The organism is Amycolatopsis sp. SID8362 (genome assembly GCF_010550475.1).
Classification (GTDB): domain Bacteria; phylum Actinomycetota; class Actinomycetes; order Mycobacteriales; family Pseudonocardiaceae; genus Amycolatopsis; species Amycolatopsis eburnea.
This window is the reverse complement of record NZ_JAAGNB010000624.1, coordinates 44,249-58,513: the sequence shown is the minus strand read 5'-3', so window position 1 is coordinate 58,513 and position 14,265 is coordinate 44,249. Positions and strand designations below refer to the sequence as shown.

At 70.1% G+C, this 14,265-nt stretch carries 16 protein-coding genes; 9 read left to right on the top strand and 7 right to left on the bottom strand.

The window, feature by feature from the left end; genetic code table 11:
• Nucleotides 1-6 precede the first annotated feature (6 nt).
• Nucleotides 7-534: a GNAT family N-acetyltransferase gene (locus G3I65_RS19270; protein WP_160697335.1), complete on the top strand. Its 528-nt coding sequence runs from the start codon at nt 7-9 to the stop codon at nt 532-534.
• On the opposite strand, the gene G3I65_RS19265 is transcribed toward G3I65_RS19270, so the two are convergent.
• The 4 genes from G3I65_RS19265 to G3I65_RS19250 all read right to left on the bottom strand — a co-directional run bounded on the left by G3I65_RS19265 (nt 524) and on the right by G3I65_RS19250 (nt 4,606).
• The gene (locus G3I65_RS19265; RefSeq protein ID WP_160697334.1) at nt 524-850 is read right to left on the bottom strand and encodes an MmcQ/YjbR family DNA-binding protein; all 327 of its coding nucleotides are present in this window, start codon (nt 848-850) and stop codon (nt 524-526) included. The genes G3I65_RS19270 and G3I65_RS19265 overlap by 11 nt on opposite strands.
• A 38-nt stretch (nt 851-888) precedes the next feature.
• Nucleotides 889-2,580: a bifunctional UDP-sugar hydrolase/5'-nucleotidase gene (locus G3I65_RS19260; protein ID WP_160697333.1), complete on the bottom strand. Its 1,692-nt coding sequence runs from the start codon at nt 2,578-2,580 to the stop codon at nt 889-891.
• Nucleotides 2,581-2,695: 115 nt separating this feature from the next.
• Entirely contained in the window at nt 2,696-3,475 is a 780-nt protein-coding gene (locus tag G3I65_RS19255) for an alpha/beta fold hydrolase (RefSeq protein ID WP_160697332.1), read from the bottom strand.
• Between the two features lie 51 nt (nt 3,476-3,526).
• A complete protein-coding gene (locus G3I65_RS19250) occupies nt 3,527-4,606 on the bottom strand; it encodes a Gfo/Idh/MocA family protein (protein ID WP_160697331.1) in 1,080 nt (359 codons plus the stop codon).
• Between the two features lie 223 nt (nt 4,607-4,829).
• Here G3I65_RS19250 and G3I65_RS19245 point away from each other — a divergent pair, with 223 nt between their 5' ends.
• Nucleotides 4,830-5,474, top strand: coding sequence for a VanZ family protein (locus tag G3I65_RS19245; protein WP_160697330.1), 645 nt, complete (start codon nt 4,830-4,832; stop codon nt 5,472-5,474).
• On the opposite strand, the gene G3I65_RS56480 is transcribed toward G3I65_RS19245, so the two are convergent.
• Nucleotides 5,415-5,591 (bottom strand): hypothetical protein, encoded by a 177-nt coding sequence (locus G3I65_RS56480; RefSeq protein WP_166640279.1) that lies wholly within the window; start codon nt 5,589-5,591, stop codon nt 5,415-5,417. The genes G3I65_RS19245 and G3I65_RS56480 overlap by 60 nt on opposite strands.
• A 66-nt stretch (nt 5,592-5,657) precedes the next feature.
• Complete coding sequence (locus tag G3I65_RS19240; protein ID WP_160697329.1) at nt 5,658-6,302, bottom strand: class I SAM-dependent methyltransferase; 645 nt, start codon at nt 6,300-6,302, stop codon at nt 5,658-5,660.
• 482 nt (nt 6,303-6,784) lie between these two features.
• On the opposite strand from G3I65_RS19240, the gene mug reads away from it, so the two are divergent.
• The 5 genes from mug (at nt 6,785) to G3I65_RS19215 (ending at nt 11,229) form a co-directional block, all read left to right on the top strand.
• Nucleotides 6,785-7,345, top strand: a complete 561-nt coding sequence (mug, locus tag G3I65_RS19235; RefSeq protein WP_160697328.1) for a G/U mismatch-specific DNA glycosylase — start codon at nt 6,785-6,787, stop codon at nt 7,343-7,345.
• A gap of 264 nt (nt 7,346-7,609) precedes the next feature.
• Nucleotides 7,610-8,395: a response regulator transcription factor gene (locus tag G3I65_RS19230; RefSeq protein ID WP_160697327.1), complete on the top strand. Its 786-nt coding sequence runs from the start codon at nt 7,610-7,612 to the stop codon at nt 8,393-8,395.
• Nucleotides 8,396-8,553: 158 nt separating this feature from the next.
• Complete coding sequence (locus G3I65_RS19225) at nt 8,554-10,389, top strand: acyl-CoA dehydrogenase (RefSeq protein ID WP_160697326.1); 1,836 nt, start codon at nt 8,554-8,556, stop codon at nt 10,387-10,389.
• A 127-nt stretch (nt 10,390-10,516) separates the two neighbouring features.
• Nucleotides 10,517-10,792 carry a GlsB/YeaQ/YmgE family stress response membrane protein gene (locus G3I65_RS19220; protein ID WP_160697325.1) on the top strand — a complete coding sequence of 92 codons (276 nt, stop codon included), beginning with the start codon at nt 10,517-10,519 and terminating at the stop codon, nt 10,790-10,792.
• Between the two features lie 143 nt (nt 10,793-10,935).
• Nucleotides 10,936-11,229, top strand: a complete 294-nt coding sequence (locus G3I65_RS19215) for a GlsB/YeaQ/YmgE family stress response membrane protein (protein WP_160697324.1) — start codon at nt 10,936-10,938, stop codon at nt 11,227-11,229.
• Here the strand turns inward: G3I65_RS19215 and G3I65_RS19210 are convergent.
• Complete coding sequence (locus tag G3I65_RS19210) at nt 11,219-12,598, bottom strand: MFS transporter (protein WP_160697323.1); 1,380 nt, start codon at nt 12,596-12,598, stop codon at nt 11,219-11,221. The two genes, G3I65_RS19215 and G3I65_RS19210, sit on opposite strands and share 11 nt — an antisense overlap.
• A 122-nt stretch (nt 12,599-12,720) precedes the next feature.
• Here G3I65_RS19210 and G3I65_RS19205 point away from each other — a divergent pair, with 122 nt between their 5' ends.
• A complete protein-coding gene (locus G3I65_RS19205) occupies nt 12,721-13,560 on the top strand; it encodes a helix-turn-helix transcriptional regulator (protein ID WP_160697322.1) in 840 nt (279 codons plus the stop codon).
• Complete coding sequence (locus tag G3I65_RS19200; RefSeq protein WP_160697321.1) at nt 13,557-14,264, top strand: leucine-rich repeat domain-containing protein; 708 nt, start codon at nt 13,557-13,559, stop codon at nt 14,262-14,264. The genes G3I65_RS19205 and G3I65_RS19200 overlap by 4 nt, the downstream gene beginning before the upstream one ends.
• Nucleotide 14,265: the final 1 nt, after the last annotated feature.

Sequence of the window (14,265 nt, the reverse complement as noted above, 5' to 3'; positions counted from 1 at the left end):
GGAGAAGTGCTCGAAGGCGAACTCGTCCGGCTGCGCGCGCTCGAGCCGGAGGACGCCGACCGGATCCACGGCTGGGTGCACGATCCCGAAGTCGGCCGGTGGATGGTCCACGACCACCCGCGCTCGCTCGCACAACTCCGCAAGAAGGCCGCAGAACGCCCGGTCAACACCTATGAGCTGGTGGTGCTCGGCATCGAGGCCGACGGCAAGCTGATCGGCATCGTCGACCTCCGGGACGCCGTGCCCGAGGTCGGCAACGCCGAGCTGGACATCTACATCGGCGACGCCGAGTACCGCAACGGCGGCGGCTACGGCACCGAGGCACTGCGCCTGATGTGCCGCTACGGCTTCAACTCCATGCGGCTGCACATGATCACGCTCTGGGTGGTCGCCGAGAACGAGCGCGCGCGGCACGTCTACCGCAAGGTCGGGTTCTCCGAGGACGGCCGCCATCGCGAGGCGTTCGTCGCGGCCGACGGCGCGCGCCACGACATGATCCTGATGAGCATGCTCAAGGGCGAGCTCAAGTGGTGAGCCGCCGGGGCGCCCGCAGCCGCCACGCCTCTTCGAGCAGCTCGCGCAGCTGATCGACGTCGACCTTTTCGAGATCCACGATGACCATGCCGTGGCCGTCGTAGTGCGGTGTCGTGAAGAAGGCCGCGTCGCCGGAATCCAGCAACGCGGCCTTCTCGTCGAGTCCGCACATCACGACCAAGCCGCCTTCGGCCTCGGTGCGCAGCCGCGCGAACCCCTTGCCCGCCACCTTCAGCGCGGGCGTGCGGTACCAGGTCGACGCCTCGACCTCGGGGAGTCCCGAGGCCAGGCGCACGACTTCTTCCCAGGTCGTCATGGGTCCATTGTCGACCCGGCGTCTTGGAAAAAGCGGACCTACGGCAGGCGGGTGATCCGGTCCGCCGCGGGCGGGGCCAGGTTCGGGTGGGCGCCGAGGTACGCGATGAGCGCGTCCAGGTCCACCGGTCCGCCGGCCAGGTTCGTGCCCTTGGTGAACTCGGTGAAGCCGTCCCCGCCGGCGGCGAGGAAGTTGTTCACCGACACGCGGAACGTCGCCGCCGGGTCGACCGGCGTGCCGTTGACCGTGATGTCCGAAACGCGCGAGCCGATCGGCGCGCCCGCCGAGTACGAGTAGTGCAGCGAGCTCGAGATCTGCAGGATCTTCGTGCCGCTCGCGGTCCACTGCTGTTCCAGCACGTTCTTGAGGTTCGCGCCGGTCAGCGTGATCGTCTGCATGATGTTCGAGAACGGCTGGACGGTGAACGCCTCGCCGTAGGTCACCACGCCGTCGCCCTCGCCGTTCGCGGACGACTTGTACGTCAGGTCGGCGCGGATGCCGCCCGGGTTGGTGATCGCGACGACCGCGTTGTTCGACGCCGTGCCCGCGAGCTGCGCGTCGGCGATGACGTCGCCGAGCGGCGACTCGCCGGCCGCGTTTCCCGCCGCGGGCAGGTCCGCGGTGATGGTGCCGACCTGCTTGTTCGCGATCGGGCCGGACTTCGCCTTGGCGTCGGCGACCAGCGCGGCCACGGCCGGGTCCGGCGTGACGGTCCGGGTGACGATCTCGTTGAACGCCTTGGTCTGCGAGCGCACGACGTCCCGCGTCTTCAGGCTGATCTTCAGGTCCACCACCGAAAGCAGCCTGCCGAACGACGAGCCCTGGATGACCGGGCGCGGCTGGCCCGCCGGGTCGTTGATCACGCAGTTGTACTGCTGGTGGCTGTGCCCGGTGAAGAACGCGTCGACCTTCGGGGTCACCGCGGCCGCGATCGCGGCGGCCGGGCCGGGGCGCAACTTGCAGTCGTTCGGGCCCTCGACCTCGGTGCCGTCGCCCTGGTGCATCAGCACGACCTGGGCCTTCACGCCGAAGTAGTCGAGCAGGTCCGCGGTGCGGTTGATCGCCTCGACCTCGTCGCCGAACTTGAGGCCCTTGATCGCCTCCGGCGTGACGACGGACGGCAGGTCCTTCAGCGTGGCGCCGATGACGCCGACCGGCACGCCACCCTCGAACTTGACGGTGAACGGCAACAGCGCGGGCAGGCCGTTGGTGAAGTACACATTGGACCCGAGGAACGGGAACTTCGCACCGTCGAAGGTCGGCTGGAACTGGCAGCCGTCCGTCGGGTGGCAGCCGCCGAACTGCATGCGCTGCAGTTCCTGGTAGCCCTCGTCGAACTCGTGGTTCCCGACGACGGACGCGTTCACGCCCAGCATGTTCAGGAAGTCGATGGTCGGCTCGTCGTGGAACAGCGCCGAGGTCAGCGGCGACGCGCCGATGTTGTCCCCGGCGGACACGACGAACGAGTTGCGCACCTGCGAGCGGAGCTGCTTCACGTGCGTGGCCAGGTAAGCGGCGCCGCCGGCGTCCACTGTGGTCCCGTCCGACTGCACGACCCGGCCGCTGGAGCCCGACGGCGGCTCGAGGTTGCCGTGCAGGTCGTTGAACCCGATGATCCGGACGTCGGTGGTGGGGTCCGGGCCCTGACCGGCGAACGCGGGTGCGGTGGTCACCGCCGTCGTCGCCAGTGCGGCCGCGGCGCAGACCGCGAGCCGGGTTGAAAGCCTCATGCGTGTGTTCCTCCGATTCGCGCCCAAGGTCCCCGAACGGGCGCACGGCGGAGGATTCTGCCTCGCGGACGAGTCAGCTACCAGGGTCAAAAGACGGACGTAAAGCGAATGTCACCTAACGGCTTCCGTCGAGTAGCACCCGCGCGACGAGCGCCGGGTCGTCGTTCATCGGCACGTGCCCGCAGCCGGGCAGCAGCTTGAACGTCCCTTCGGGAGCGACCTTCCGCAGGTCGGCGACGCGCGGGCGGGCGAGGATCCGGTCGTGCGCGGCCCACGCGATGGTCACCGGGACGCCGGTGACCGGGCCGGTGAAGCGGAAGTCCCCACGCGACTGCGCGGCGGTCGGCTCGAAGCCGGGCGCGGTCGCGAGCGCGTGGGCGTCCTCGACGACGGCGTCCGGGGTCAGCAGCGCCGGCTTCCCGACGATCATCCCGGTCAGCGCCGTGCGGCCGGCCGCGGTCGCGGCGATACGGCGCACGACGTGCGGCGGGGTGCGCTGGGCGAGCGCGCGGTGGGCCTTGAGCGCGGCGATCGCGTACATCTTCTGCGTGCGGTTCCACAGCCCGGCGGGCGACAACGCCGTGACGCTGCGGACGAGCCCGGCCTGGCCGAGCGCCAGCGACAGCAGCCCGCCGAGCGAGTTGCCCGCGACGTGCGGCCGGTCGAGCCCGAGATCGGTGAAGAGCTGCTTGAACAGCACCAGCGCGGGCTCGATGCCGTACCCGTTCGACGGCTCGGGCGACTCGCCGAAGCCCGGGAGGTCGACGGCGATGACGTCGCGATGCGGCGTGAGCAGCGGCACCACCGGCGCCCAGGCCTGGCGGCGGTGGCCGATGCCGTGGATCAGCACCAGCGGTTCGCCGGTGCCCACGCGGTCGTAGACGACGTCGTCCATTACCCGAGGGTAAGTTGCTGCCCGCGGAAAAGCTACAACCGCCGGTAACAGTTACTCTGCGTCCGGGTGAATCCGCGTCCCGGTGTCGGCCGACCGCTGGACGGCGTCGAGCACCCGGTGCACCCGCAGGGCGTGCGAGAAGTCCGGCAGGTCGCCCTTCAGGTGCCGCGCGTAGGCGTGCGCGACGTTGTACGACGGCTCGGCGCTGCGCCCGGCCAGCTGCGGGAGCTCGTAGCGCGCGGGCACGGTCAGCTTCTCCAGCGTGCCGGTGCGGCTGCCCCGCAGCGTCAGCTTCGCGATCCAGAACAGCGGGTCGGCGGCCTCGACGACCAGCGTGCCCTCGGTGCCGTTGACCTCCCAGTGGAAGTCCGTGGCGGGCGACGTCCCGCCGCGCAGGTGCACCGCCGCGACCGCGCCGCCGGCCAGCACCCCGGTGACGGCGATCTGGTCCGGCGCGGTCATCGCGACCGAGTCGCCGGTGACCTCGTCGCGCACCCGCGGCCGGACGGTCGCCATCGTCGCCGACAGCTCGGTGAACCCGCCGAGCACCATGTCGAGGGCGTCGACGGTGTGCGCGAACGGGATGGTCAGCATCGTGGCGCCGCCCTCGGGGTGCAGCTGGTAGCTCCGCCCGGCGCGCACGCTCGGCCCCCAGTTGCCGCCCGAGCCGATCAGCGACGTCGAAAGCACGCGGCCGACGTAACCGTCCTTGATGAGGTCGCGCAGGTAGCGCAACGCCGGCGCGGACCGTCCTTGCAGGCCGACCGCGGTCTGCCCGGTCTTCGCGGCTTCGGCGAGCGCCCGCGTTTCGGCCAGGCTGGCGCCCAGCGGCCACTCGCTCAGCACCTGCTTGCCCGCGGCGAGCGCGGGCTCGATCAGCGTCCGGTGCTCGGACACCTTCACCGCGACGACGACCAGGTCGACCTCCGGGTGCCGGGCCAGCTCCCCGGCGTCGCCGAAGGTCAGCGGCACGCCGTACTTCTCTCCGGCCACCCGCGCCGACTCGGCGCTGCTCCCGCTCAGCGCGCGGAGCTCGTAGCCCTCCACCGCGGCCAGCGCGGGCACGTGCGCGGTCGCGGCCCAGCCGCCGTTCGCGCTGAGCCCGACGATGCCGACCCGGACCGGTGCCATGAGCGTTCCTTTCGTTGCCTGCACAACACTCCGACGTGCGAAGCGTCGTAGTCATTCCCGGTCCGGCGCAAGCCGCATCCGGTTATCGCTGAATGACTTCGGCCACGCCCAGCCCCTGACCGATCGGCCCGTGGCGAGGTCGGCCAAGTGGCCGATGGCCGCCCGGACCGTCCGGCTCATCGACCGAAGCGGCACCCGGGTCAAGATCCATAACGTCGGTGGCATGACGAACGCACAGGTCACGGCCCTGCAGTACGGGTTCATCGGCTTCCTCGCGCTGTGGACCGTCGTCCTGGTGCCGCAGCTGCTCACCCAGCTCGCCCGCTACGGCGGCCTGCGCCCGCGCGGCATCGCCACCACCGCGGCGGTGCTGTTCTACGCGTGCATGACGCTGGCGGTCGTCTTCCTCCCGCTGCCCGGGCCCGGCACCCGCCGGCTGACGCAGACGGTGCAGCTGCACCCGTTCCAGTGGATCACCGACATCCACAGCGAGCTGCTCAAGCACGGGGAGCCGCTGACGCAGTGGTTCGCGACGCAGACGTTCCAGCAGGCGTGCCTGAACGTGCTGCTGTTCGTCCCGCTGGGGGTGTTCGCCCGGATCCTGTGGCGCCGCGGCCTGATCGGCACCACCCTGATCGGCTTCACGGCGTCGTTGCTCATCGAGATCACGCAGGTCACGGCGAACTTCGGCACCGCGCCGTTCGTTTATCGCATCTTCGACGTCGACGACCTCATGAACAACGCGCTCGGCGCCGGCGTCGGCTGGGTCTTCGGAGCGCTCCTGCTCACGCTGCTGCGCGGCAGCCGTTCACCGATCGGCGTGCAGCCGGCTCGGCGCGAGCGGATCCACCTCGCCCAGACGCGCTAACCGCGCCTTCCGCTGGAGCGCGGCCCGCTTGGCGGCCCGCCTGTCCTCGAGAACGACGACGAGCGCGGCGACGGCCAGCACGAGCGCGACGAGCCCGAGGATGAGCGGAAGCTGCACGAAATCCTCCTCGGTACGACGCTGTGCGGGAGATCACACAGGGTACGCAGGTCCGTGCGTGCTCCGCTACCCCCGGCGACCACGGCGAGCGGCGAACCAGGCCCGGTCACCGGTCAGCCAGCCGTCGAAGATCAGATCGGTCGAGGTCAGCGCCTTTTCGAGGGCGAACCGGCGGCAGGTGAACTCTTGCCGCCAGTGCTTTCCTCGCGCCGAATACCGGGCTGTCGCCGAGAGCAGGTCTCCGTCGCGGACGACGTCGGCCAGCTCGACCGCCACTTCGCCGATCAGGCCGCCCTGGCCGGACGCGACGGTGTCGAACCACTCCGGCGGATGCCATTCGACGATCAGCCGGCCGGCCGGGGCGAGGTGGCGGCGGGCCGCGAGGAGCATCGCTTGCCGGTCGGCGTCCTGTGCGGTGTTGATCAGGTGGCTGCCGAGCAGCACGGCGTCGAAGGTCCGGCCGAGGTCGAGGTCGGCGATTCGCGCGCACACCGTTTCTGTTCGGACGTGGGCCAGCATCGCGGGCGAGTCGTCGACTGCGACGACCTCGTGGCCCAGGTCGAGGAGCGGGTGGGTGACGCGGCCTGGGCCGCTGCCCAGCTCGAGGATCGATGCGCGGGGCGGGATCGCCGCGTGCACGATCTCGGGTTCGCCGCTCGGCGGCAGGAGCAGGTAAACCTCGACCGAGCAGCCGTCCGCGGTGACGTCCATGTCCCGAGCGTGCCCGAAACCAGGTGGACGAGCAGCCGACCGTCCCGGTCCGGACGTCATGAACGACCCGTTCATCGCGTCTGGCGACAGGGCTCCGGCAAAGTCGGGCAGCACGGCCGATCCGCCGATCCACGATGTCATGAAAGGGTCATTCACCTCACCAGACGACATGAATGACCCTTTCATGGCATCCCCGCGACGCTGGGCAGACCACGCGGCCAGCCTGCGGCCGGTCACCCGCTCGCCGGCGCGCGACTTTGCCGGGCCCCTGACGTCTGGCGAGGTGAGCGACCCATTCCTGACATACCGGCCGCTCCCGCCCAAGCAGCCCCCGCCCTCCCTGGGGGGCGTCCCTCGTCCAGCGTATCGAGCGCCCCCGACAAAACCGCCCGATCGGCGGCCCGCAGACCGATCTGTCCACAACCCCCGCGCGTTGTGGACAGACCTGCCACACCCGAGCGAGCGTGCCCGAAACTGGACCTGTGAGCACCCGACCCACCAAGGACCAACTCGCCGCCGCCCACGGCACGACCATCCCCGACGTCATCGCCCCCGACCTCGACGTCCTCTTCTGCGGCATCAACCCCGGCCTCTACTCCGGCGTGCTCAAGCAGCACTTCGCCCGCCCGGGCAACCGCTTCTGGCCCGCCCTCCACGCCGGCGGCTTCACCCCGCGCGTCTACCTGCCCAGCGAGCAGGAGCAGCTCCTAGACCTCCGCCTAGGCATCACGAACGTCGTCGCGAGGACCACCGCCCGCGCCGACGAACTCACCGACGACGAGCTGCGCGAAGGGGGCAAGATCCTCGTCGCGAAAGTGCTCGAGTACCAGCCCGAGTGGCTCGCCGTCGTCGGGATCACGGCGTACCGGACCGCGTTCGGCTTCCCGAAGGCGCGCGTGGGGCCGCAGGATCAGCCCATCGGCGACACCCACGTGTGGGTGCTGCCCAACCCGAGCGGGCTCAACGCGCACTGGACGCCGGCCGGGCTCGGCGAGGAGTTCGGACGGCTGCGGGCCGCATCCCGCGATCGTCGAAATCGTTGAACAAGCTGCGGGCCACCCTCAGTAGCAACGACACCCCCATCAGGACCTCACCGCCCCCAGCGCACGATCGCATCCGCACCGTTTTCTACCGAGAGTTTGCTGTGACCGGACGGTTGGGCCATGAGGGGGAATTGGCGTCATGAGCTGCGCAATCGCGACTCGTACCAAGCAGGAGGAGTCACTTTTGGCCGGTCCCGGCAGGGGGGACCGGGCGACGCCGGGGAGGCGTCCCAGGAGCGACGGCGCAGGAGACGGAGGCCCACGATGCACGGCATCGAGCCCACCCGCAGGCCCACGGGGCCGATCGGACCCGGCGGGCGCAGTCTCGGCGTGGCGGTCGTCGATCCCGTCCCGATCTACCGGGACGGCCTCGCCGCGCTCGTCCACCGCAGCCAGGGGCTGCACTGGGCGGGACAGGCGGCCAGCCACCACGCCGCGTTGCAGCTGTGCGAGCAGGTCAAGCCGGACGTCGTCGTGCTCGATTCGGCGCTCGACCCGAACTGCCACCTGACCAAGCTGCTCAACGCCGGTGACCCGGCACTGATCCTGGTCACGCTCATCCGTGACACGAATCGCACCCAGCAGTACCTGGCGGCCGCGATCGCCGCGGGCGCGCACGCGATCGTGCCGCGGTCGATCGATTCACGGCGGCTCGCCGAAGCGATCCGGCGGGCCCACACCGAACGCCGGTACATCGACCCGGCGCTGGCCGCGCTGACCGCCCGGCCGAAGCGGTCGACCGTGCCGAAGGGCGACCTCGCCCACGACAGCCCGCCCGCCGGGCGCGGCCCGATGCCGCTGTCCAGGCGCGAATACCAGGTGCTCCAGCTCGTCGCCGAAGGTCTCGAAAACTCGGCGATCGCGAAGCTGCTGTTCCTCTCCGTGGAGACGGTCCGGACGCACGTGAAGAGCATCCTGCGCAAGCTTTCCGCGCGGGACCGGACACACGCGGTCACCATCGCCTTCCGCGGCGGCATCCTCGTCGCCCGGACCGAGGACGGCCACGTGCCGGTGACGGCCGACACAGCGGCGATCCAGAGCCACCGCTGAGGCCCTTCCCCAGCGAGAACGCCACTTCTGCGTGGATTTCCACTACTCGGTAGTGCGGATCTGCTTGCTCCAGTTACCCGCAGGTAATATCCTGAAGTTACCGGCGAGTAAGGCGAGTATGTGCCCGGCCGGGGAGCCGAACACATTGGAGTGACGACATGGGCCACTACAAGAGCAACGTCCGAGACCTGGAGTTCAACCTTTTCGAGGTACTCGGCGTGCAGGAGCGCCTGGGCAAGGGCGTGCTCGCCGAGTCCGACGAAGAGACCGCGCGCGGGGTGCTGGCCGAGCTGAACAAGCTCGCCACCGGCCCGCTCGCCGAGTCGTTCGCCGACGCGGACCGCAACCCGCCGGTGTACGACCCGAAGACGTTCAGCGTGAAGATCCCGGAGTCGTTCAAGAAGAGCTACCAGCAGCTCATCGAGGGCGAGTGGTGGCGCCTCGGCTTGACCAACGACCTCGGCGGCTTCGGCCTGCCCCCGACCGTGCAGTGGGCCGCCTCCGAGCTGATCCTCGGCGCGAACGCCCCGCTGTTCATGTACATGGCGGGCCCGAACTTCGCGATGATCGTCGACAAGAACGGCACCGAAGAGCAGAAGCACTGGGCGCAGCTGATGATCGACCGCGCCTGGGGCGCGACGATGGTGCTGACCGAGCCGGACGCCGGCTCCGACGTCGGCGCGGGCCGCACCAAGGCCACCAAGCAGGAGGACGGCTCCTGGCACATCGACGGCGTGAAGCGGTTCATCACCTCCGCCGAGCACGACATGAGCGAAAACATCATGCACCTCGTGCTGGCCCGCCCCGAGGGCCCCGGCATCGAGACCAAGCCGGGCACCAAGGGCCTGTCGCTGTTCCTCGTGCCGAAGTTCCACTTCGACTCCAAGACCGGCGAGCTGGGCGAGCGCAACGGCGCCTACGTCACGAACGTCGAGCACAAGATGGGCATCAAGGCCTCGACGACGTGCGAGCTGACCTTCGGCCAGCACGGCACCCCGGCCAAGGGCTGGCTGCTCGGCGAGGTCCACGACGGCATCGCGCAGATGTTCCAGGTCATCGAGTACGCCCGGATGATGGTCGGCACCAAGGCCATCGCGACGCTGTCGACCGGTTACCTCAACGCGCTCGAGTACGCCAAGGAGCGCGTCCAGGGCGCCGACCTGCCGAACATGCTGAACAAGACCGCGCCGCGCGTCACCATCACGCACCACCCGGACGTCCGCCGCTCGCTGATGCTGCAGAAGGCGTACGCCGAGGGCCTGCGCGCGGTGTACCTGTACACGGCGTCGTTCCAGGACCAGCTGTGGACCGGCGAGGGTGACCAGAAGGTCGCGCACGGCGTGAACGACCTGCTGCTGCCGATCGTCAAGGGCGTCGGCTCCGAGCGCGCCACCGAGCAGCTCGTGCAGTCGCTGCAGACCCTGGGCGGGTCCGGCTTCCTGCAGGACTACCCGATCGAGCAGTACATCCGCGACGCCAAGATCGACTCGCTGTACGAGGGCACCACGGCGATCCAGTCGCTGGACTTCTTCTTCCGCAAGATCGTCCGCGACAAGGGCGCGTCCCTGGCCTTCGTCGCCGGCGAGATCACGAAGTTCATCGAGTCCGAGGCGGGCAACGGCCGGCTCAAGAACGAGCGCGGGCTGCTCAAGCAGGCCCTCGAGGACACCCAGGGCATGCTGGGCTCGCTGATCGGCTACCTGACGTCGTCGCAGGAAGACCCGCAGAACATCAACAAGGTCGGCCAGCACACGGTCCGCCTGCTGATGTCGGTCGGCGACCTGCTCATCGGCTGGCAGCTGCTCAAGCACGCCGAGGTCGCCATCGGCAAGCTCGACGCGGGCGCGTCCGCCAAGGACGTCCCGTTCTACGAGGGCAAGATCGCCGTGGCGTCGTTCTTCGCGAAGCAGGTGCTGCCGGAGCTGACCGCCCGCCGCGCCATCGTCGACGCCGCCGACAACGCGCTGATGGAGCTGGACGAAGCCGCGTTCTGATAGTCACGAAAAGGGCTCTCCTCGCCTGAGGAGGGCCTTTTTCGCGTTTCAGGCCCGAGTGGGGCGGGCACTCCGCTCACCGAGTCCGACGGACGCCGGGTCCGCGGATCCCTGAGAGGAGAAAGTGATGACTGTCGCCGGCATCGTCAGCGCACTCGTCGTCGGGCTGATCATCGGTGTGCTGGGTCGTCTCGTCGCTCCCGGCAAGCAGAGCATCCCGATCTGGCTGACCATCGTGATCGGTATCGTCGCCGCCTTCATCGGCACGGCCATCGCGCGCGGTCTCGGCTACGCCGACACCAACGGCATCGACTGGCTGGAGATCCTGACCCAGGTCGTCCTCGCCGCCATCGGCGTGAGCATCGCCGCCGGCGCGTACGGCCGCCGAGGCGTCACCAGGTAACCCCGTCCCAGGCCGATCCGGCCCGGTTCGCCGTCGGGGGCGAACCGGGCCGGATCCTTTTCTCACCCATCGGGGGGTCTCCGGGGGCGAGGCAACGGGATCGGTGCGACGGTAGCTCTCATCGCCTACCCGAGGAGGCAACCGTGCTCGGCGGACTTTGGGGCATCATCTCGACGATCATCGTGGGCCTGATCCTGGGCGTGCTCGGCCGCTTGTTCGCGCCGGGCGACCAGAAGATCCCGATCTGGCTGACGATCGTCGTCGGCATCGTGGCCGCGTTCATCGGCAACTGGCTCGCCGGCGTGTTCGGCGTCCGCGACACCGCCGGCATCGACTGGATCCGGCACATCTTCCAGATCGTCGCGGCCGTCGTCGGCGTCATCGCGGCCTCGGCGATCTACGCGAAGATCAAGGGCGGCAACCGCACTACCGCCTGACGGCCAGGCCTGCGCCGACGAGCAGCAGCGCGGCGGCGCAGGCCATCGCCGTGGTGAGCGCGGACGCGGACGACGTCACGGCCAGGGTCAGGAACAGGCTGCCGAACGTGGCCACGCCGACGACCTGACCCAGCTGCAGCGTCGTGGTCAGCAGACCGCTGACGTCGGCCGCGCGCTCGAGCGGGACGTGCGTCAGCGCGTTCGCCATCAGCGAGCCGAACGCGGGTCCCATCGACAGCCCGAACAGCAGCAGGGCGACGAAGAACAGCGTCCCGCCGTCCCGGCCGAGCCCGAGCAGCGCGTAGGCGACCGCGGATCCCACGTAGCCGCACGGCGTCAACCAGGCGTGCACCCGCCGCGGCAGCCGGTTCCAGAAGAACCCGCAGAGGCCGAAGACGACGCCGCCGGGTGCCATCGCCAGGCCGGCGGCCATCGCCGTCTTGCCGAGGCCCGACTGCAGGTGCAGGGACACGCAGAAGAGGAACCCGCCGTAGGACGCGACGCCCGCCGCAAGCGTGGCCAGACCCGGTGCGACACCACGGATCTTGAGCACGGTCAGGTCGACGAGCGGGTCGCGCACGCGCCGTTCCACGACCACGAACAGCACGGCCAGCAGGAGGCCCACGGCGATCGAGCCGTACGTCCAGGCGGGCCAGCCGGTTTCGTGCCCGAGCACCAGCGGCAGCACCACGAGAACCACCGCGGGCACGGCGATCGCGAGCCCGGCGAGGTCGAGCCGGCGGCCCGCCTTCGCGCCGCCGGCGGGCACCACCTTGACCGCGAGCACGGCCACGAGCACGCCGATCGGCACGTTCACCAGGAAGATCGGCCGCCAGCCCGCGCCGAACAGGTCCGCGCCGACGAGCACCCCGCCGAGCACCTGACCGGCCACGAAGGCGACCGAGATGACCGCGGTGTACGCGCTGAGCGCCTTGGCCCGCGCGGCCCCGGTGAACCGCGCCTGGATGAGGCTGATGACCTGCGGCATCATCAGCGCGGCGCCCGCGCCCTGTGCGATCCGGGCGACGATGAGGACCGTTTCGCCCGGTGCCAGGCCGCAGAGCGCGGAGCAGACGGTGAAGGCGATCGTGCCGATGACGAACAGCTTGCGCCGCCCGTACAGCTCGCCGAGGCGGGCGCCGGTGATCAGCAGCATCGCGTAGCCCACGGTGTAGCCGGAAACGACGAGCTGCAGCGCGGCGCCGGACGCGCCGAGGTCGGTGCGGATGTCGGCCATGGCGACGTTCACGACCGTGACGTCGAGCAGCGCCATGAACTGGCCGAGCAGCAGGACGGCCAGCATGAACCACGGCCGCCGGTCCGGCCGGGCTTCCCGGTCCGAGGCCGGGGCAGAGGTGGTCAGAGTCATGGCTCCGAGCCTGCTTTTCGCGGCCTGAGCGGGGAGAGAGCCTGCTGATGCTGGTGCTGTGAGTACCCGGCTCGCGGCCGAGTCGTCCAAAACTGTCGTACCCCTCGGGCACCATGTCCCGCATGACCCAGACGCAGGTCCACGCGAACCGCCGGGAGGAACTCGGCCAGTTCCTCAAGGCGTGCCGGGCGCGGATCGGCCCGGCGGAGGTCGGCCTCGCACCCGGCCCGCGCCGTCGGCTCAGCGGGTTGCGCCGCGAGGAGGTGGCGCTGCTCGCCGGTGTCGGCGTCACCTGGTACACGTGGCTCGAACAGGGGCGGCCGATCAACGCGAGTTCGCAGGTGCTCGACGCGGTGGCGCGCACGCTGCGGCTCGACCACCCCGAGCGGGAACACCTGTACCGGCTCGCGGAGCTGACGCCGTCCCGGCTCCCGTCGCCGGCCGAGGTGGTGCCGGACGCGGTGCGCGAGGTGCTGCGCGCGCTGGATCCGCTGCCCGCCACGATCGTCAACGGCCGGTTCGACGTGCTGGAGTCGAACGCGGCGCACGAGGAGATGTTCTTTGAGTGGCACAGCATGCCGTGCCTGCACAAGAACTTGCTGTGGTGCTGCGTGACCGAGCCGAACGCGCGACGGCTCCTGCTGAACTACGACGAGGAGGTGCCGCACATGGTCGCGCGGATGCGCGCCGAGTACGGCAGGCACGTCGGCGACCCGATCTGGGAAGAGGACATCCGCCGGCTGTCGGCGCTGAGCCCGGAGTTCGTCGAGCTGTGGGCGCGGCACGAGGTGGCCGAACCGCGGGCGCGGCTGCGGCGGATGGACCACCCGCGGGCCGGGCGGTTGAACCTCCGGCTCACCGAGCTGGCCGTGTCCGAGGCGCCGGGGCTGCGGATCCAGGTGTCCACTCCGGACGACGCGGCGACGTGGGCGCTGCTGCCCTCGACGAGGCTGTCGTCGTGACGGCCCTCGACCTGAACGACCGCGGGCTGACGTCGGTGCCCGTGCTGCCACCCGGCCTGACCCGCCTCGACCTGTACAAGAACGCGCTCACGGAGGTGCCCGCGTCGCTCTGGTCGCAGACCGGGCTCCGCGTGCTGAACCTGGCGGCGAACCGGATTTCCACGCTGCCGCCGGGGATTTCGGCGCTCGAGTCGGTGCACACGCTCGACCTGGCGCACAACTTGTTCGACGCGCTGCCGGACGAGCTGGGTGACCTGGCGGGGCTCACCGAGTATCTGTACATCAGCGACAACCGGCTCACGGAGTTCCCGGCGGCGTGGTGCCGGCTGGGCCGGTTGCGGTACCTGGGCTGCACGGACAACCGGCTCACGGCACTGCCCGCCGATCTCTCGGGGTTCGCGTCCCTGCGCGAACTCCGGCTGTACCGCAACGAGCTGACCGCGTTGCCGGAGTCGATCGGCAGCCTCGGGGCGTTGCGGGAGCTGCACCTGCGGGGCAACCGGCTAACCGCGTTGCCGTCGTCGATCGGTTCGCTGAGCGAGCTGCGTCAGCTCGACCTCCGGGAGAACGAGCTGGTCTCGCTGCCGGCGTCGATCGCCCAGCTGTCCAAATTGGACAAACTGGATCTGCGCTGGAACAAGCACTTCCGGGAGCCGGCCTGGTTGCGCGACTTCGAGGAGGCGGGGTGCATGGTCCTTCGCTGAC

Excerpts from the sequence above, each read along its gene's own strand:
- G3I65_RS19240 (WP_160697329.1), bottom strand. The coding sequence starts at position 6,302 with ATGGACGTCACCGCGGACGGCTGCTCGGTCGAGGTTTACCTGCTCCTG.
- G3I65_RS19250 (WP_160697331.1), bottom strand. The coding sequence starts at position 4,606 with ATGGCACCGGTCCGGGTCGGCATCGTCGGGCTCAGCGCGAACGGCGGC.
- G3I65_RS19225 (WP_160697326.1), top strand. The coding sequence starts at position 8,554 with ATGGGCCACTACAAGAGCAACGTCCGAGACCTGGAGTTCAACCTTTTC.
- G3I65_RS19255 (WP_160697332.1), bottom strand. The coding sequence starts at position 3,475 with ATGGACGACGTCGTCTACGACCGCGTGGGCACCGGCGAACCGCTGGTG.
- G3I65_RS19220 (WP_160697325.1), top strand. The coding sequence starts at position 10,517 with ATGACTGTCGCCGGCATCGTCAGCGCACTCGTCGTCGGGCTGATCATC.
- G3I65_RS19205 (WP_160697322.1), top strand. The coding sequence starts at position 12,721 with ATGACCCAGACGCAGGTCCACGCGAACCGCCGGGAGGAACTCGGCCAG.
- G3I65_RS19245 (WP_160697330.1), top strand. The coding sequence starts at position 4,830 with ATGACGAACGCACAGGTCACGGCCCTGCAGTACGGGTTCATCGGCTTC.
- G3I65_RS19230 (WP_160697327.1), top strand. The coding sequence starts at position 7,610 with ATGCACGGCATCGAGCCCACCCGCAGGCCCACGGGGCCGATCGGACCC.
- G3I65_RS19265 (WP_160697334.1), bottom strand. The coding sequence starts at position 850 with ATGACGACCTGGGAAGAAGTCGTGCGCCTGGCCTCGGGACTCCCCGAG.
- G3I65_RS19210 (WP_160697323.1), bottom strand. The coding sequence starts at position 12,598 with ATGACTCTGACCACCTCTGCCCCGGCCTCGGACCGGGAAGCCCGGCCG.
- G3I65_RS19260 (WP_160697333.1), bottom strand. The coding sequence starts at position 2,580 with ATGAGGCTTTCAACCCGGCTCGCGGTCTGCGCCGCGGCCGCACTGGCG.